This is a genomic window from Nitrospirota bacterium (genome assembly GCA_020851375.1).
Taxonomy (GTDB): Bacteria; Nitrospirota; 9FT-COMBO-42-15; order HDB-SIOI813; family HDB-SIOI813; genus RBG-16-43-11.
Map to the genome: position 1 here is coordinate 19,412 of JADZCV010000022.1, position 17,527 is coordinate 36,938.

The 17,527-nt window shown below is 47.3% G+C and carries 17 protein-coding genes and 1 CRISPR repeat array; of the genes, 15 read left to right on the forward strand and 2 right to left on the reverse strand.

The genetic code is table 11. The features are described from left to right. Positions 1-173 precede the first annotated feature (173 nt). The 15 genes from IT393_04490 to IT393_04560 all read left to right on the forward strand — a co-directional run bounded on the left by IT393_04490 (position 174) and on the right by IT393_04560 (position 14,071). Positions 174-353 (forward strand): hypothetical protein, encoded by a 180-nt coding sequence (locus tag IT393_04490; protein MCC7201908.1) that lies wholly within the window; start codon positions 174-176, stop codon positions 351-353. After that, positions 350-550, forward strand: a complete 201-nt coding sequence (locus IT393_04495) for a hypothetical protein (protein ID MCC7201909.1) — start codon at positions 350-352, stop codon at positions 548-550. The genes IT393_04490 and IT393_04495 overlap by 4 nt, the downstream gene beginning before the upstream one ends. A 12-nt stretch (positions 551-562) precedes the next feature. Continuing rightward, positions 563-826 carry a hypothetical protein gene (locus tag IT393_04500; protein ID MCC7201910.1) on the forward strand — a complete coding sequence of 88 codons (264 nt, stop codon included), beginning with the start codon at positions 563-565 and terminating at the stop codon, positions 824-826. 331 nt (positions 827-1,157) lie between these two features. Further along, positions 1,158-1,442: a hypothetical protein gene (locus IT393_04505; protein MCC7201911.1), complete on the forward strand. Its 285-nt coding sequence runs from the start codon at positions 1,158-1,160 to the stop codon at positions 1,440-1,442. Further along, positions 1,420-2,070 carry a nucleotidyl transferase AbiEii/AbiGii toxin family protein gene (locus IT393_04510; protein MCC7201912.1) on the forward strand — a complete coding sequence of 217 codons (651 nt, stop codon included), beginning with the start codon at positions 1,420-1,422 and terminating at the stop codon, positions 2,068-2,070. Before IT393_04505 ends, IT393_04510 begins: the two co-directional genes overlap by 23 nt. A 70-nt stretch (positions 2,071-2,140) precedes the next feature. Then, on the forward strand, positions 2,141-2,422 hold the full coding sequence (cas2, locus tag IT393_04515) for a CRISPR-associated endonuclease Cas2 (GenBank protein MCC7201913.1): 282 nt from the start codon (positions 2,141-2,143) through the stop codon (positions 2,420-2,422). A 4-nt stretch (positions 2,423-2,426) separates the two neighbouring features. Further along, the gene (cas1, locus tag IT393_04520) at positions 2,427-3,407 is read left to right on the forward strand and encodes a CRISPR-associated endonuclease Cas1 (GenBank protein ID MCC7201914.1); all 981 of its coding nucleotides are present in this window, start codon (positions 2,427-2,429) and stop codon (positions 3,405-3,407) included. Continuing rightward, positions 3,382-4,218, forward strand: a complete 837-nt coding sequence (locus IT393_04525; GenBank protein ID MCC7201915.1) for a CRISPR-associated endonuclease Cas1 — start codon at positions 3,382-3,384, stop codon at positions 4,216-4,218. The genes cas1 and IT393_04525 overlap by 26 nt, the downstream gene beginning before the upstream one ends. A gap of 12 nt (positions 4,219-4,230) precedes the next feature. Continuing rightward, entirely contained in the window at positions 4,231-4,509 is a 279-nt protein-coding gene (gene cas2 / locus IT393_04530; protein MCC7201916.1) for a CRISPR-associated endonuclease Cas2, read from the forward strand. Beyond that, a complete protein-coding gene (gene cas6, locus IT393_04535) occupies positions 4,506-5,462 on the forward strand; it encodes a CRISPR system precrRNA processing endoribonuclease RAMP protein Cas6 (GenBank protein MCC7201917.1) in 957 nt (318 codons plus the stop codon). Before cas2 (IT393_04530) ends, cas6 begins: the two co-directional genes overlap by 4 nt. 101 nt (positions 5,463-5,563) lie before the next feature. Next, positions 5,564-7,220: a CRISPR direct-repeat array (repeat unit 36 nt; unit sequence ATAAGAATGCAGACCTCAGATAGAAGGGATTGCGAC). Positions 7,221-7,363: 143 nt separating this feature from the next. Beyond that, positions 7,364-10,120 (forward strand): UPF0182 family protein, encoded by a 2,757-nt coding sequence (locus IT393_04540; GenBank protein MCC7201918.1) that lies wholly within the window; start codon positions 7,364-7,366, stop codon positions 10,118-10,120. 172 nt (positions 10,121-10,292) lie between these two features. Next, complete coding sequence (locus IT393_04545; GenBank protein ID MCC7201919.1) at positions 10,293-11,555, forward strand: FTR1 family iron permease; 1,263 nt, start codon at positions 10,293-10,295, stop codon at positions 11,553-11,555. Next, positions 11,552-12,946, forward strand: a complete 1,395-nt coding sequence (locus IT393_04550; protein ID MCC7201920.1) for a 4Fe-4S binding protein — start codon at positions 11,552-11,554, stop codon at positions 12,944-12,946. Before IT393_04545 ends, IT393_04550 begins: the two co-directional genes overlap by 4 nt. Positions 12,947-12,959: 13 nt before the next feature. Further along, positions 12,960-13,370 (forward strand): hypothetical protein, encoded by a 411-nt coding sequence (locus tag IT393_04555; GenBank protein MCC7201921.1) that lies wholly within the window; start codon positions 12,960-12,962, stop codon positions 13,368-13,370. 155 nt (positions 13,371-13,525) lie between these two features. Continuing rightward, positions 13,526-14,071 carry an iron transporter gene (locus tag IT393_04560; protein ID MCC7201922.1) on the forward strand — a complete coding sequence of 182 codons (546 nt, stop codon included), beginning with the start codon at positions 13,526-13,528 and terminating at the stop codon, positions 14,069-14,071. A 16-nt stretch (positions 14,072-14,087) separates the two neighbouring features. Here the strand turns inward: IT393_04560 and IT393_04565 are convergent, their stop codons facing one another. Together IT393_04565 and clpB are read right to left on the reverse strand one after the other, a co-directional pair. Next, positions 14,088-14,810: a gamma-glutamyl-gamma-aminobutyrate hydrolase family protein gene (locus IT393_04565; protein ID MCC7201923.1), complete on the reverse strand. Its 723-nt coding sequence runs from the start codon at positions 14,808-14,810 to the stop codon at positions 14,088-14,090. Positions 14,811-14,940: 130 nt separating this feature from the next. Continuing rightward, a complete protein-coding gene (clpB, locus tag IT393_04570) occupies positions 14,941-17,523 on the reverse strand; it encodes an ATP-dependent chaperone ClpB (protein ID MCC7201924.1) in 2,583 nt (860 codons plus the stop codon). Between the last annotated feature and the right edge of the window lie 4 nt (positions 17,524-17,527).

A 17,527-nucleotide genomic window follows, 5' to 3' on the forward strand; every position in this document is an offset into this window, starting at 1 on the left:
CTATTAAAAGGCGCTCTGAAGGGTGATGATAGAAAATGGCCGTACCTATGACAGAAAAAGTAATTATTGATACGTCATGCAAAAAGGGTATTTGAAAGCAGCATCAGATATGTCCTTGTCTGAGTTGGCGATTAAGTTGGAGATTAATTGACAATTCAGATAAAGAATCTTCCATGAAACCAATTTCTGATGCAGAGGCGGAAACAAGAATAAGGGCATGGGCTGATGTGACAATGCTGTCCATTGAGTTAAAGCGGGCTGTTCTAAAGCAGCGAAATCCTGAATGCAGTGAAGATGAAATCAGGGAACTTCTGCGCAAAGAGCTTTCACGTGCGAAGGATGATTATAAGTGAATGATAATCCACTCCTGCAATATCTGAGAGAGTTATGCAGTTTTTTAGAGACCTCCAATATTGAATATATACTCGAAGGATGGAAAATTGAGGCAGTTTGTTCAGGCAAGGGCAGAGAGCAATTCAACACAGAGGTGATTCCTCCTGCTGATGTAATAAAGTTTGGTGAAATAATTAAATCAAAGTTGAAGTTATAATAGCGTGAGATAATATACATTGTGGCTGAACTAATAATCATTGAACTGAGTTCATTTTATTCTGGGACCGGCACCGCCAAACTCTCCTCCATTCATGCCTATGTCAATAAAGCTCAGGAACTGGCAGGCGAGGGGAACGACGTAGTCCTCACCGGCCCGGCTCCGGTCTGGCTCTATCTCAAAATAGCCCATGCCCTTCACGGCAAGGCACGGAAGCTGGTATATCGCTCTCCGGTGACGGGGGATGTTACCATATTCGACCACTCGCCTTCTTGATTGTAAAGAGACTATTATATATTATATATATGAATGATACAGCACCGGATATTGAGTTGAGATTTATTCAGATGATAATGAAAAAGAGCGGCCAGGAAAGGTTGATGATGGGGTTTTCCATGTTCGATTCGGCCCGTTAACAGGTTGAGACAGCAATAAGATTAAATATGCCAAATGCCGACAGTCAGGATATCCGAAAAGAGATATTCCTGCGATTCTATGGACATGAGTTTTCCCCTCAGGAGCAGGAAGAAATCCTGAAGCGGATTCTCAGCTTTTGATTTTATAACTCCCTTCCTATATCATATTAAATCATATGGAACATCAGGATATGAGAATATTAAGTAAAGAAGAGAAACGGATACTTTCCCAGGCACTATGGGATTTAAAACTTACGCCGGAGGAGTTTCTTGAAATAGTAGAAGGGAAAAGTTCGCGAGAATGGCCTGAGAGGGGTTTTTGTGTTGCAAGAATGCTTGAATACATTAACTGGTTTGACATTGTCAGGATTATAAAACCACGAGAGATATGTAAGCTATGGGATGGTGCGAGGAAATTTGTGCGGAGCAAGTCAATAATAGAAGGGATGGATTTTGCCTGCAGAATACTACGATAAAATACTTTATCCTTTACAGGATAAGGTGATTCCTGCATTTAAAGACTCTCCATTTTACCTGACTGGTGGAACAGCCCTTTCGAGAGGTTACTATAACCACAGATATTCTGATGATCTGGATTATTTCGTTAATGATCATGATGATTTCCACAGGATTGCAGAAAGACAGATTGAGAAATTAAGAGGCATATTTACTGACGTTACGATTGCGGTTAAAGATGTAAGCTATTACAGGATTTTTGTCGGCAGAGAAAGCTTAAAGGTGGAGTTGATAAATGATGTGCCGTCCCATATTGGCGGTAAGGTTGAACATCCTCTGCTCGGCATTATAGATTCAAAGGAAAATATACTTGCCAATAAGATTACCGCTGTCGTTGACCGGGCTCTGCCCAAGGATATAGTTGATGTGTTCTACCTGCTGAAAGATGGTTTAAGCCTGAAAAAGGCATTGTGCGATGCTGAGAGTAAGGCAGCGGGTATCTCACCGCTCTTAATTGCAAAGATATTTGCTGAATTTAACTATGCCATCTTAGGTACGGAAATAAAGTGGATAGACCCTGTATCCATTGAAGCTATTAAGCAGTACCTCAATGACATTTCCCTTTCCATCGTCGAAGGTACTATTTAAATGTAAACAGAAACATTTCTGAAACATTTCTTTTGCTGACACACCCCTTCATTCCAATTATCCTGTTTACATGAACAGGACTCTCTATCTTATTGCCTATGACATTACCGATAGCAGGCGTCTTAACAATGTGCGGTATTTCCTAAAAGGATACAGCACTGGCGGGCAGAAGTCTGTGTATGAGTGTTTCCTGACGGATGGCGAGCTTCGCTATGTGGTTAGAAAGATTGAAGGCATTATAAGAAGGGAAGAGGACAGGGTTCATGTCTTTACAATGGAAGGTCGCAGCAGGACTCATGCGCTGGGAATAGCAGTTCAGCCAAGGGATCCGGCATATTTCTACATAGGATAATCTGATGGGTACTCTGTATATTGACAGAAAAGGCTCTCACATAAAGCTTGACGGCAATGCCCTTGCCTTCTACTCAAACGGAGAAAGGGAAGGCATTGTGCCGGTTAAGCCGCTGAAAAGGGTTGTGGTTATCGGCAGTATGACGATTGATACACCGGTGCTGCACAGGTTCTCTGATGAGGGGGTAAGCGTGATCTTCCTGTCAGGGAAAAGGGCGAGGTTCTGCGGGATGATGCACGGCAGGCTGCACAATAATGGCATTCTGAGGGTAAGGCAGTATGAGAAGTCGGGTGATTCTACTTTTAATCTTGAATTATCCTCTGACATTGTTCGCAGGAAAATACTGGCCCAGTCTGGTTTTTTTAAGGAGGCACTTAAGGAGCGTGATGACTTGAGATTAGCGCTGAAAACAGCGTTGGATACCCTGGAGAAGGTGCTGGGGAGTGTTAATGCGGCAGGCAACAATCTCGATTCGCTCAGAGGTTATGAAGGCGGGGCATCAGCAGCATATTTTTCTGCCTTCACCAAACTATTCCCTGACTCCCTCAATTTTACCAAAAGGACAAGGCGTCCGCCGGAGGATCCTGTCAATGCAATCCTGTCCCTCTGCTATACCCTTCTCCACTATGAAATGGTGCGGGAGATCGAGGTCATCGGGCTTGACCCGACTATAGGGTTTTATCATCAGTTTGAATATGGCAGGGAGTCGCTTGCATGTGATCTTGTGGAGGCGTACAGACCTTCTGTTGATGCGTTTGTCTGGAAGATATTCAGGGAGAGGATATTTGCCGCAAGGGATTTTTCGCATGAAGATGAGAGACCGGGATGTTATCTAAAGAAAAACAGCAGGAGTCGTTTTTATCCTTTGTATGAGGAGTGGGCGCAGGAGATGAGGCCTAAATATGTCGAAGAAGTTCAGGCCCTTGCACGCAGGATTATGGATGGAGAGGATACATTCTATGGACCGGACACTGTATTTAAATGAGAATAAGGGATTAGAGGTGACAAGAGACGGCCCTTCTGTCTGGATTAAAGAAGATGGAAAGGCCGGCAGGCGCATCCCGGTGCGTTTGGTCGGACGTGTCGTCGTAATTGGCAACCTCAGGATGGATGCTGGTGTGATTACCCTGTTCACTGAAAATGACATACCCGTAACATTCATGAACAGGAAAGGCAAAGAGGTTGCTGTAACAATCCCATATAATCACAACCTGCCCCGTCATTATGAGGAGCAGAGGGTATTGCTTGATACTGAGGCGAATGAAAACAGGGTCAGGGCATGGATATATTCGAGGCGGAGAGGGTTTCATTTAAGCACTGTGAAAAGGCTGTCTCCTGTTGTGGCCGCAGATTTTGTGTCAAAGGGATTCAGGGAGGCTGATTACGGAGACTTCATAAAGAAATTAAGGCCGAGGAGTGAGGAGCAATGGGTGGTTGTCTGCGGGTTAATTGGCAACCTTTTTAAGGAGATCATAATCGGGGGCCTCATGAAAAGCGACCTTGATCCGCATATGGGAATTCTATACAGAAGGCACAACTTCGGTCTTGCCCTTGACATCTGCCACATCATTGGGCCTGAGATAGACCTACACGCGGTACAGTTTTTCAGGCGAAACATGGATAATAACCTGATGCAGAAGGGGAATAATGGCTGGATTGTCTCACAGGAAGGGATGAAGGATATAATACACCGTTTTGAGAACAGGAGGAAAGCGCTCCATGAAAAGATCGGGAATATTATTGATGACATATTCCGTCTCATGAGGGAATTGATGGTGGGTGTGGGGGTTGAGTAAGGGAATCCAAACATGACAGCAAACTATCTGGTATGCTATGACATTACAAATGAGAGACGCCTCTCGCGTGTCTTCAGATTGATGAAACAAAGGGGTATTCATATCCAGTACTCTGTTTTTTACTGTAGATTAACATGGCAGAATCTTGTAGAATTGAAGGGCAAATTAAACGGGATTATCAATCCACGGGAAGATGATGTACGGATTTATCCGCTGCCGGGTGAGATGAAAGTCGTGGTGATGGGGCTTGGCGACAGGATACCGGAAGGAGTCAGTATATTCCTGCAATGATTATCAGATACCAGAAATATACCTTTACCATTGAGGCATCTGAACCACTCACCCTGCCACCCTATAAGGGGGCAACCTTCAGGGGGGCCTTTGGAAGTGCATTCAGGAGGATTGTCTGTGCACTGAAGAAAAATGACTGCTCGGAATGTCTTCTGAAGACAAGGTGCGTCTATGTCTATGTGTTCGAGACATTGCCTCCGGATGGTGCAGAGATGATGGGTATGAATAAGTATGAGGCGGTGCCACACCCCTTTATAATTGAACCACCCCTGGACAGCCGCTGCAACTTCAAGAGTGGTGAGAACCTTCAATTTAACCTGATACTGACAGGGAGGGGTATAGACTATCTGCCGTATTTTATATGCACATTCGAAGAACTCGGGTGCATTGGCATTGGTAAGGGTAGAGGTAAGTATAAATTGCAGGGTGTAGAGGACGGTGTTGAGCAGGTGTATTCCATTGATAGTAAAGTTTTCAGAAATACCGGATCAAGAGAGCTGCTTATTCCTGAGGAGTTTGAGTCTTGTCATGATGCCGAAAGTAGTTCAGGTGTTGCTGAAGACAGGATTACCCTGCGATTTTTAACGCCGGCGAGGATTAAACATCAGAGAAGTCTTACCACGGAGCTTGAATTTCATGTGCTGATCAGAAACCTTCTGAGAAGGCTTGGCCTGATGTATTATTTCCACTGTGGAGGAGCGGAACCTTCATGGGACTACAGGGGCTTAATAAAAGAGGCGGAACAGGTTACCATTGAGAAGGAATCCCTGCGGTGGCAGGACTGGGAGAGGTATTCGTCAAGACAGGATGTAAGGATGAAGATGGGTGGTGTTACAGGGGAAGTGACTTACCGGGGGAATTTAAAACCATTTTATGCTATTCTAAAGGCAGGTGAGATGTTACATGTTGGAAAGGGAACAAGCTTTGGACTCGGCAAATATGAGATTCAATAGGCTCTTTGACAACTTAATACTGGTTTGTAGACAAAGTCGCGAAATTCTGTATATGCAACCTTGCAATAATTTGATAATAAGGGATATTTTGCAATGGGGCTATAAGAATGCAGACCTCAGATAGAAGGGATTGCGACCCCCACGAAGAGCCCCCTACACCTGGCCCTCCTCCATAAGAATGCAGACCTCAGATAGAAGGGATTGCGACTGGGGAATGGAGCCAGGTCCAAGTAGGCCACATCATAAGAATGCAGACCTCAGATAGAAGGGATTGCGACACAACACACCTCTACAGGAATCAGATACTATAGGATAAGAATGCAGACCTCAGATAGAAGGGATTGCGACACCATCCCCCCCAGCAAACCCAAACCCGCTCTTCTATAAGAATGCAGACCTCAGATAGAAGGGATTGCGACTCTCTGTCTTATCCTTCACCAATTCCACTTCTTCATAAGAATGCAGACCTCAGATAGAAGGGATTGCGACGGAGTGGGGGGAGGGCGCTGAAGTTTTATGCCTCTCATGATAAGAATGCAGACCTCAGATAGAAGGGATTGCGACCTATATAATAACATATTACGTTGTGGGTATCAAATAAGAATGCAGACCTCAGATAGAAGGGATTGCGACCCCGGAGCCAAAGGACCAACTCCTGTTCCACCATCCCATAAGAATGCAGACCTCAGATAGAAGGGATTGCGACGTGCCATTGATAATGTATTCTGGCACACTACCCTATAAGAATGCAGACCTCAGATAGAAGGGATTGCGACATTATCCCTCATTATGAAGTGCTTGTTCAATAATCATAAGAATGCAGACCTCAGATAGAAGGGATTGCGACACTCCCAGGGTGTATGGAAGCCCTTGCATATAGTCATAAGAATGCAGACCTCAGATAGAAGGGATTGCGACTGTTCAAATGCTTTTTCCTTCCTCTGAGCTCTTATAAGAATGCAGACCTCAGATAGAAGGGATTGCGACCACACGTGCTATATTATATCCATTTTCAGAATCATATAAGAATGCAGACCTCAGATAGAAGGGATTGCGACTATCCAATGCCTTAGCATGTGCTTCTAAGTGGGAATAAGAATGCAGACCTCAGATAGAAGGGATTGCGACTTTTCTTATTCATTATACTTCCTTTCTCACTCGTATTATAAGAATGCAGACCTCAGATAGAAGGGATTGCGACCTACCATACTTTATTCCTCCTTTGTTGGATTGAATATAAGAATGCAGACCTCAGATAGAAGGGATTGCGACGATTATAATTTCAGCATCCCCTGAAATACAACCCATAAGAATGCAGACCTCAGATAGAAGGGATTGCGACCGTTTCTCTTTCTATATGAAAGCCATCCCAAAACTATAAGAATGCAGACCTCAGATAGAAGGGATTGCGACGCTGATATAGGCGCATATGTCACGCTTGTGCTTGATAAGAATGCAGACCTCAGATAGAAGGGATTGCGACGGCGCCTGTGGCCTTCATTACGCCGTCCAGGTATAAGAATGCAGACCTCAGATAGAAGGGATTGCGACTGCATACCGGACAATGTCCTCTGTAGCTTTGCAATAAGAATGCAGACCTCAGATAGAAGGGATTGCGACTTACTCTGTAATACCCTTTGCGACAAGGATTAATAAGAATGCAGACCTCAGATAGAAGGGATTGCGACTTCTTACCTTCTACCTTCTTACCTTCTACCTTCTATAAGAATGCAGACCTCACATAGCAGGGATTGCGACATCTGTGACACTGCCATATCCAACTTATTTATATACAAGTATACATGCATCGTTGCTTTGTCTTGTTTAATAAGTAGACTTATTCACCAGTGTTATGTATACTTGCCTCCGGGATAATCAATCGCCCTCATGCGCTCACTGATATGTTACCTAAAAAACTCATTACATACCTCCTCTACTTTGTAGTACTTCTGGTTGTTTTTATAGTACCCAACTTACTGGGTCTGCTTATTGACTGGTATTGGTTTCAGGAAATAGGCTATACCAATATCTTCAGTACCATTCTTATTACGAAGATTTTTCTTGGATTGGGAGTTGGAATTCTCAGTTTTGTAATCATCTACCTCAATTTCTGGCTGGCTCAGCGACTCGTCGTGTCGAGGCCATTGATCGTCCGGCTTCCGGAAGGTGTCGGGACGCAGACTGACATGATGCGAACGCTGGATCTGACGAGGTATATTAACGCATTCGCCATGCCGGTCTCGCTTTTATTCGGATTTTTCACGGGTCTGGCCGGGGCCGGCAATTGGGATACAGCACTTAAGTATTTTAACGCAACGCCATTTGGCGTGAAGGACCCCATATTTGGCCGGGACATTGCTTTTTACTTCTTTAACCTGCCGCTTATTCAGGCATTGGCAGGTTTGGGTTTCTGGCTTATTATTGTATCTCTGCTCGGTGCAGCTGCAAGCTATGTTCTGCGTGGCGCCATTGCGTTTAACTACCCTGGGCCGGCTGCCGGAATTATGAGGTCCCTCTTCCTGGACAAACCGGCAAAGGTTCACCTTTCGATCCTCATAGCCATGTTCTTCGTCTTAACGGCCTTTAAGATTTATTCCGTCAGGATCCCCGATTTATTATACAGCTCGGCAGGACCATTTACAGGCGCCAGGTTTACTGACATTCACGCCATGCTGCCATTCCTGAAGTTACTTATTTTTGTTTCGCTTGTCGCTGCTGTCCTGGTAATAATAAACATCTATAAATCCGGCAACCAACTGATTGTCCTTGCCATTGCCCTGTATGCCCTTACCTCTATTCTGGGCGGGTGGGTCTATCCGGCCCTCCTGCAGAAATTTGTTATTGCGCCTAATGAGCTCATCAAGGAAACTCCTTTTATTAAACACAATATTGATGCCACACAAAAGGCCTATGCATTGGATAAGATAGAAGAGCGCAATCTTACCGGCGAATCTGTCCTTACCATGGCAGACATCAATAACAATCGCTCTACAATAAAGAATGTCCGGTTATGGGATCGGGAACCCCTGCTCGACACTTTTGGCCAGTTGCAGGAGATACGCACATACTATGACTTTATATCAATTGATAATGACCGCTACCGTTTTAACGGCGACTACCGTCAGGTACTGCTTTCTCCCAGAGAGCTTAATCCTGTAAGTCTTCCTCAGCGCACCTTTATCAATGAGCACCTGACGTTTACGCATGGATTCGGTCTCACCTTAAGTCCGGTCAATGAGGTTACACCAGAGGGCCTGCCGGTGCTGTTTTTAAAAGACCTTCCCCCATCGTCCGGCATAGCCTCGCTAACAGTAAGCCGTCCGGAGATATACTATGGAGAACTTGCCGGCAACTGGGTAGTTGTCAATACCAGGACAAAAGAATTTGACTATCCTTCAGGTGAGGAAAATGTCTTTGCTGACTATCAAGGAAGCGGGGGAGTCAGAATCGGATCAGTATTCAGAAAGGCCCTGTTTGCATTACGGTTCGGCTCTATGAAGATATTACTGTCCAATGATATAACACCGGACTCAAGGATAATGTATTACCGCACTATTCAGGAAAGGGTCAGACGTGTCCTTCCCTTCCTGAGTATGGACCACGACCCTTATATGGTGGTTACAAAAAATGGGGAGCTTAAATGGATATATGACGCATATACTACCTCCAACCGCTATCCATATGCGGAAATGGTCAATGATGCATTTGGTTCTGTATCTGGTCGCCGCCTCAATTACATAAGAAATTCGGTGAAGGTGGTGATTGATGCCTATGACGGCAAGATGACATTTTATATTGCAGATAATGAAGATCCGGTTATTAAGACATATGCCGGTATTTTTAAAGGTTCGTTTGTTCCGCTTAATGAGATGGATGAAGAACTGAGGACTCATATACGGTATCCGGAAGATTTATTTGTCTATCAGACAGCACTGTACACGGTGTATCACATGGATGAGGCACAGATTTTCTACAACAAGGAAGACCAGTGGCAGATTCCGGTTATTGCCAGCGGGAAACAGACTGATTCAATGATGCGGCATATGATTATGAAACTCCCTGGAGAGAGACAGGAAGAGTTCATTTTAATGATACCATTTACCCCCCGCGGCAAGGACAATCTATCTGCCTGGATGGTGGCGCGAAATGACGGGGAATATTATGGACAACTGGTAGTGTATCGCTTTCCCAAACAGAAACTTGTTTATGGGCCGATGCAGATTACCAACCGCATAAATCAGGACGCAGACATCGCCCGTCAGATTTCTCTATGGGATCAGAGAGGATCTGAAGTTATCAGGGGCAATCTTCTGGTAATACCTATTGAGGAGGCTCTTATTTATATACAGCCGATCTATCTGCGTGCCGCGGGTGGTAAGATTCCCGAGCTAAAACGTGTTATTGTTGCGTATGAAAACCGCATTGCCATGGAAGAGACCCTTGAGGCGGCCCTGTCAGGAGTATTTGGCGGAAGGGTAGTCCAGGACAGGGAAGTTTCCAGGGCTCTTGCTACAACAACACCGGAAACAGGTGAGGTTTTATTCCGCCAGGCCAGAGATCACTACAACCGCGCCATCGAGGCGCAGCGCCGCGGTGACTGGGCGCTTTACGGTGAAGAGATAAGAAAGCTCGGGGAAGCGCTTAAAAAAGCAAAATAAGTTATCATGTAAGTGTCTATAGAGTATCCCGGGTCAATTCCGACAGCTACCTAAAAAATAATCTGAAAAATAATGCTTGACAAAAAAAATCAAATAGGGGATTATTGCTGAACTGATAATGAGAATCAGTGTCAACATCAATAAGAAGTAAAATATGAGGCTGAGGTAATGGATGTTTAAGATATTTAAGAAGATGCATATGAAGGTTTTTGCTCCTGCGATTGTATTGTTTATATTCCTTATTTTCCTGCCTGCCCATGCTGCAGAAAAGAGTTGGAATGTAGTGGTCGATGAGATCGAGGAACTATTGAAGGACGGAAAGGAGGCGTATGCCCACGGCAGGAGCGATGAGGCGAAGCGCTTCGTGTCAGATGCCTATTTTACGGCCTTTGAAGGGGAGGGGATGGAGACGGCCATCAATATCTACATTTCCGGGGAGAGGGTCTATAAGCTCGAAACGATGTTTGGAGGCATTCGAAAGACGATCAGCGTGAGGGCTCCTCTGCCGGTGGTTGTGGGAGAGATGGATTCATTGATCAGTGCCCTGAGGGAGGATGCAGTGCGGCTTCCTGAACGTGGTGGAGCCGAGGGGAGGCAGAATGAATCCCATTATGTTAGTTTCATCAACTCCTTTGTCATCATTCTGAGAGAAGGATTCGAGGCTATCCTCGTGATTTCGGCCCTGACTGCCTATCTTGCAAAGACAGGTCAGAAGGACAATATCCGGACGGTCTATCTTGGAGGGGCAGCGGCGCTGGTTGCCAGTCTCTTGACGGCCGTCCTGCTGCAGACGGTAATCAAAATCAGCGGGGCCGGCAAGGAGGCGATGGAAGGGGTGACGATGCTCTTTGCGACGGCGATACTCTTTTATGTGAGCTACTGGCTCATCAGCAAGATGGAGGCGGCCAGGTGGCAACGCTATATCCAATCGAAGGTGAGCGGCTCTATCAGCCGGGGGAATGTTATCGCCCTCGGCTTCGCGGCCTTTCTTGCTGTCTACCGTGAAGGGGCAGAGACGATCCTCTTCTATCAGGCCTTATATTCTTCAACCGCCGCAAGCGGTGCGGTGACACTTGGGCTTGCTGCAGGCATTCTGCCTCTCATAGCGATCTTCTTTTTGATCAAATACGGGAGTGTCCGGATCCCTGTTGCTCCGTTCTTTGCCGTCACCTCTGCACTTCTCTATTATCTCGCCTTCTCCTTTGCCGGGAAGGGTGTCTTCGAATTGCAGGCAGCGGAATGGATCTCCGCGACTCATATTAAGGGGTTCCCGACGATCAGCCCGCTGGGAATCTTTCCAAGTTGGGAGGGAATAGCGCTTCAGTCAATTCTCGTGATAGCACTGGGGGCGGCGCTCCTATACACCTTTGTTTTAAGGCCTGACCCGGAGAGAAGGGGCGTATCAAAAGATTTCAAAAGGGGGATAGGATCATGAAGGATGTCCTTAAGGTCACAGGGGAAAATCTCCAAATAAAGAAACCGGATATTAAGAAAGGCAAACCCCGAAAGGATATTGTCGGAATTATCGAAGCATTTTTCGTGCGAAACAGGCGGAGGTTTGTTTATTTCCACACAGGGATGTTTATAGCCCTCGCCCTGCTTCTCATAGTTCCCGCGCTGCTGCCTCTCCCGGCTGATGACACGACCGTTCTAAATAACTTTACCCGTTTTGCGGGGTTTCTGATCTGGGGGCTCTGGTTTCCACTGGTGCTCCTATCTGTCGTCTTTTTCGGGAGGCTCTGGTGTGGTCTCCTATGTCCCCATGGGGCGCTCTCTGAGTATGCCAGTAAGAAGGGGTTTGGCAGGCCGGTCCCGAAGTGGCTGCGCTGGGGAGGTGTGCCAATAGCGAGCTTTGTCCTGGTCACAACGTTCGGCCAGGTCGTTGGCATCAGGGAATATCCCATGGCGGCGTTGGAGGTACTTGGCGGGACTCTGATCATAGCTGCCCTTGTGGGTCTTATCTACGCTAACGGGAAGAGGACCTTCTGCAGGTCCCTCTGCCCACTGGGGCCTCTCCTCGGCATCCTGTCGAGGCTTGGCGCCGTCAGCTTTGAGAGAGTGGGTAGAGAGAGTAAAGGCTATCCCTGTCCGACCTTCATCAATACTGCGAAGAAGGTGGCGAGTTCGAACTGCATCGAGTGTTTCAAATGCGTGAATCCCGGTGTGCCTGGTTCCCTTCATCTTCAGATCAGGAGGCCTGGAAAAGAGATTGAAGAGATCGAAAAGAGAAAACCGGACTCCTGGGAGGTGATCTATCTCTTTTCAGCAACTGGCCTTGCCCTGGGCGCCTTTTACTGGCTGGTGAATCCTCTCTACGTACACTATAAACAGGTACTGGGCGGAATCCTTTTGGGTGCCGGGCTTGGCGACTGGATCGGATGGAGCGGCCCCTGGTGGCTGATGGTAAATTATCCGGCAGCAGGGGATGTGTTCATGCTTATAGACTTGATCTCTGTCACAAGTTTCATGTTTCTCTGCATGGCAGGGGTTGCTGCAGTACTCTTTTTTCTGACAGCCCTTTCAGCCCTGCTCCTGAGGAAACAGGCCCCCCTAATGACGACCATCACAAAGTTGGGTTATCTCTACGCGCCGCTCGTACTCGTATCCCTCGTGATAGGGCTTGGTCTGATCCTGTTTCAATCCCTCGGCGCCTTTGGATTGAGCAGGGCGACGATCCGGATGATCCAGGGAGGTCTGTTCGCGACCGGCGGCATCTGGAGCCTGTATCTTGCAGTCAGACTTCAGGACGGTTTAAACCGGGCCATTGTTCCCAGCATTATTGGGATTGGATTTTTGGGTTATGCATGGTATCAGGCGCTTTTTTAAAGGAGGTAACGACATGCGCACTCTTGTCATTCTGTTTGTCTTCGTTCTCCTGAATTCGGTTTACGCCGGTGCTGCTTCAGGTAAATGGATAAAGATGGCCGGTGAGATCGAGAGGACCCTCGAGGACGCTATGAGGGATTACAAGGATGGAAAGGTAAACGAGGCAGTAGAGAAGGTGGCGGATGCCTACTTCGGTATTTTTGAAGGTGAGGAGGCCAATATGGAGATAGCCGTACGGCGGTATCTGTCGCTGAAAAAGGTGACCGTCCTTGAAAAGGGGTTTGGTGACCTGCGGAAGGGGATGTCCGAGAAGCGGCCACTTCCGGAACTCAGGAAAGAGATGAACCGTTTGATCGGCGCTATAAAAGATACGGCCGGAGAACTGGACAGAAAGGGGGTGGGGCTCGATGTTGCATATCAGTAAGCCGGCAGGGCGGAAGCAGCCACGGACTAAAGCCCGGCACCCCGCGTTTCGTCCGGATGCCGGGCCTTGCTCAGGACTATCACGATAGTCGGGACATTCCAGTAGACAAACACAGGTTATGCTTGTTCAGTGAACAGAGGAAAGGAGAATGAGTAATGAAAATCGCAGTAAAGATATTTGCAGCATTGTCAGTTTTATTTGTATCCTATTTGCCGGCCATGGCGCTTGAAACCCCTATCGGACTTTCCAGGACCCAGAACGGCATGGAGATAGCGGCTGTCTATCTGCAGGCCATTGAGATGGAGCCGAAGGATGGACCACATGCAATGCGTGCCAGAGAGAAATCAGACATACATCTCGAGGCTGACATCCGGGCAGAAGAGAATAATCCGAATGGTTTTGCTGCCGGAGAGTGGGTCCCTAACCTGACGGTCCACTATACGCTGATCAAACTCGATACCAACGAGAAGGTCGAGGGTCACATGATGCCAATGGTTGCCAACGACGGCCCTCACTATGGTGATAATGTCAAGATGCCTGGGGTGGGGAAATACAAGTTGATATACAGGATTGACAACCCTCTGAAACAGGGCTTTGGGAGACATGTGGATAAAGAAACCGGTGTGGGACCGTGGTTCAAGGCCTTTGAGGTTGAGTGGGAGTTCAAATACTTCGGAGCCGGCAAAAAGGGCGGGTATTAAAACCCTCTCAAATAATTTACGCAGAGTTGATGAATGCCCTTAATAGCATTTTGGTATACGCGCTGTCTGGCTCCATCTCAGGGTGCCATTGGACGCCGATCAAAAATGGGTAGTCAGGCAGCTCGATTGCCTCAATTACCCCGTCAGTTGAAGCGGCGCTTACTACAAGTCCCTTTCCAGACGACCTGACTGACTGGTGGTGTGTGCTGAAGATGGAGATATCGTTGGTCAGGGGGACAGAATTTAATTTTGTCCCCGACCTGGCTGAGAGTATATCATAAAGCATCGTCCCTTCTACAACGGTTATGTTATGCTGACCTCTGTGGTTTAGAGGGTTCCGGATTTGTGATGGTATGTCCTGAAACAGGCTTCCTCCAAGCGCAATATTAATGAGCTGAGCGCCGAGACAGATGCCGAGGGCCGGCTTTCGAAGATGCACCACCTCTTTAAACAGCTCTAACTCAAACTGAGTCCTCTTATCAGGGGATAATGCCATGTCGTAAAGAGGCTCTTCCCCATAGTATCGGGGATGGATATCATCGCCGCCGCTGAACAGAAAGGCGTCTGCAATCCCGGCGATCCGAGCGACATGCTCTTTCTTATCTGTAATCGGGATTATTAATGGAATGCCACCTGCGTCTTCTATAACCCTGGCGTATGTATTGGGTAAAGTGGTCTGCGGCCTGTCACGCAGTTCCTCTGTCCTTGCCGTGATTGCAATAACCGGTTGCCGGTTCACTCGAAAATACTCCTAAGTACCTGTCATTCTCACGTAAGTGGGAATCCAGAATCAGGCAATCGGTCTGGATTCCCGCTTACGCGGGAATGACGTTTTCATGAACCTTGGTGAGCCTGAGGCTCATGCCGGTTCACCTGAAAATAATCTCCCCGTCCTTGACGTCAACTGTCACGGTCTGTCCCTCTCTTATCGTGCCATCTAAGATCATCATGGCAAGCGGGTTCTGGAGTTTTCGCTGTATCACCCTTTTGAGCGGCCTTGCTCCAAAGACAGGGTCATATCCCTCTACTGCAAGGGATGACTTAGCCGCGTCTGTCAGCTTAAGCTGAATCTGCTTTTCTTCCAGGAGCTTTAAGAGACGCGTCAATTGAATATCAACGATCCTTTTCAGGTGCTCCATGTCAAGCGTGTGGAATATTATGACATCATCGACCCTGTTTAAGAACTCGGGTCTGAAATAAGAGCGCATCGCCTCTGTAACCCTTTTTCTCATCTCTTCTTCATTCCTTCCGCCCAGTTCCTGGATAAACTGGCTTCCAATGTTTGAGGTCATAATAACGACAGTATTCTTGAAATCAACTGTGCGGCCATGACTGTCAGTCAGTCTCCCGTCATCCAATAATTGAAGGAGTATGTTGAATACGTCAGGATGTGCCTTTTCGATCTCGTCAAACAATAATACGGAGTAAGGTTTTCTCCTGACTGCCTCTGTAAGATGGCCCCCTTCTTCATAGCCGACATAGCCCGGAGGTGCGCCTATCAGTTTTGCCACTGTATGTTTTTCCATGAATTCAGACATGTCTATGCGTATCATTGCCTGCTCATTATCAAAGAGGAACTCTGCGAGAGCCTTTGCGAGTTCAGTCTTTCCAACACCGGTCGGTCCCATGAAGATGAAGGAGCCGAGCGGTCTGTTGGGGTCCTGGATGCCTGCGCGGGCCCTGCGTACTGCATTCGCAACTGCAGAAATGGCCTCATCCTGTCCCACAACGCGGCGCCTCAGGTTATCTTCAATTTGAAGCAACTTTTGCACCTCTCCTTCCAGCATCTTTGCTACAGGTATCCCTGTCCACTTCGATACTATCTCTGCTATGTCTTCCTCGTCCACCTCTTCCTTCAGGAGCTTTACAGTGTCGTGAGACTCAGTCAGCCGCCTGTTTTCCTCCTCGAGCTGTTTCTGCAGTTCCGGAAGCCTTCCGTATCTCAACTCAGCCGCCTTTTCAAGGTCACCGCCCCTCTCAGCCTGTTCTGACTGTATGCGTGTGGCTTCAATCTGCTCCTTGAGGCTCCTGATCTTCCCTATTGTCCCCTTCTCACTCTGCCACTGCGCCCGCAATGTTGAGCCGCTCTCCTTCAGGTCTGCCAGTTCCTTTTCTATCTTCCCCAGACGCTCGATAGAAGCCGGGTCCCGCTCCTTCTTTACAGCCTGACGCTCTATCTCGAGCTGGCGTATCCGGCGTTCGATCTCATCAAGCTCTGAAGGCATACTGTCTATCTCTATGCGAAGGCGTGAGGCCGACTCATCAATAAGGTCAATAGCCTTATCAGGAAGGAACCTGTCAGTGATGTATCTGTTGGACAGAACGGCGGCAGCCACAATGGCAGAGTCTTTAATCCGTACTCCATGATGCACTTCATAGCGTTCTTTAAGGCCTCTGAGAATGGATATCGTATCCTCCACAGAAGGTTCTGTGACTGTGATAGGCTGAAACCGTCTTTCGAGTGCCGCATCCTTTTCTATATGCTTTCTGTATTCGTCAATTGTAGTGGCGCCGACACATCTTAGTTCGCCTCTGGCAAGCGCTGGTTTCAGCATGTTGGATGCGTCTATTGCGCCCTCTGCAGCCCCGGCGCCTACAAGGGTGTGAAGCTCGTCAATGAAAAGTATAATCTGGCCCTCTGACTGCTCTATCTCTTTAATGACCGCCTTGAGCCGGTCTTCAAACTCTCCGCGGTATTTCGAACCCGCAATAAGAGCCCCCATGTCAAGTGACACGACACGCTTCTTTTTCAGACCTTCAGGCACATCACCTGCAACTACACGCTGTGCCAGACCTTCTGCAATAGCCGTCTTGCCGACACCAGGTTCTCCTATCAGCACAGGATTGTTCTTGGTCCTTCTCGATAGCACCTGAATAACTCGCCTGATCTCATCATCCCTGCCAATTACAGGATCGAGCTTCCCTTTTCTCGCAAGTTCCGTTAGGTCCCTGCTGTATCTTGTCAGCGCCTGATACTTGTCTTCCGGATTCTGGTCAGTAACTGTCTGAGCTCCGCGAATCTCAACCAGCACTTTCAGGATATTCTCTTTCGATATTCCGGTATTCTTCAGTATTCTGGAGACCGGGCTATCAATTTCAATCATTGCTATCAGAATGTGTTCGGTGCTGACATATTCGTCATGAAGCTGGTCTGCCTCTTTCTCTGCTGCCCCGAATACGTCATTGAGTTTCTGGGTTATATAAATTTGTCCAATTTTCCCAGGGCCGGAGACCTTCGGCATCTTCTCAAGTTCCCTGTACAATTCCTTTTCAATTAAGGTTATGTCTGCGCCAAGTTTCTTAAGGATTTGCGGGACTATCCCGTCCTTTTGCCTGATCAGCGAGAGCATGAGATGGGCAGTATCAACCTGCTGATGAGCGTAGCCTTCAGCAGCCTTCTGTGCCTCAGCCACAGCCTCCTGAGCCTTGTATGTCAATTTATTTATCTGCATATGA

What these genes read in the sequence shown, in the direction of transcription:
- IT393_04490 (MCC7201908.1), top strand. Translation starts at nt 174, where the DNA reads ATGAAACCAATTTCTGATGCAGAGGCGGAAACAAGAATAAGGGCATGG.
- IT393_04505 (MCC7201911.1), top strand. Translation starts at nt 1,158, where the DNA reads ATGAGAATATTAAGTAAAGAAGAGAAACGGATACTTTCCCAGGCACTA.
- cas2 (MCC7201913.1), top strand. Translation starts at nt 2,141, where the DNA reads ATGAACAGGACTCTCTATCTTATTGCCTATGACATTACCGATAGCAGG.
- cas1 (MCC7201914.1), top strand. Translation starts at nt 2,427, where the DNA reads ATGGGTACTCTGTATATTGACAGAAAAGGCTCTCACATAAAGCTTGAC.
- IT393_04525 (MCC7201915.1), top strand. Translation starts at nt 3,382, where the DNA reads ATGGACCGGACACTGTATTTAAATGAGAATAAGGGATTAGAGGTGACA.
- cas2 (MCC7201916.1), top strand. Translation starts at nt 4,231, where the DNA reads ATGACAGCAAACTATCTGGTATGCTATGACATTACAAATGAGAGACGC.
- cas6 (MCC7201917.1), top strand. Translation starts at nt 4,506, where the DNA reads ATGATTATCAGATACCAGAAATATACCTTTACCATTGAGGCATCTGAA.
- IT393_04540 (MCC7201918.1), top strand. Translation starts at nt 7,364, where the DNA reads ATGTTACCTAAAAAACTCATTACATACCTCCTCTACTTTGTAGTACTT.
- IT393_04545 (MCC7201919.1), top strand. Translation starts at nt 10,293, where the DNA reads ATGTTTAAGATATTTAAGAAGATGCATATGAAGGTTTTTGCTCCTGCG.
- IT393_04550 (MCC7201920.1), top strand. Translation starts at nt 11,552, where the DNA reads ATGAAGGATGTCCTTAAGGTCACAGGGGAAAATCTCCAAATAAAGAAA.
- IT393_04555 (MCC7201921.1), top strand. Translation starts at nt 12,960, where the DNA reads ATGCGCACTCTTGTCATTCTGTTTGTCTTCGTTCTCCTGAATTCGGTT.
- IT393_04560 (MCC7201922.1), top strand. Translation starts at nt 13,526, where the DNA reads ATGAAAATCGCAGTAAAGATATTTGCAGCATTGTCAGTTTTATTTGTA.
- clpB (MCC7201924.1), bottom strand. Translation starts at nt 17,523, where the DNA reads ATGCAGATAAATAAATTGACATACAAGGCTCAGGAGGCTGTGGCTGAG.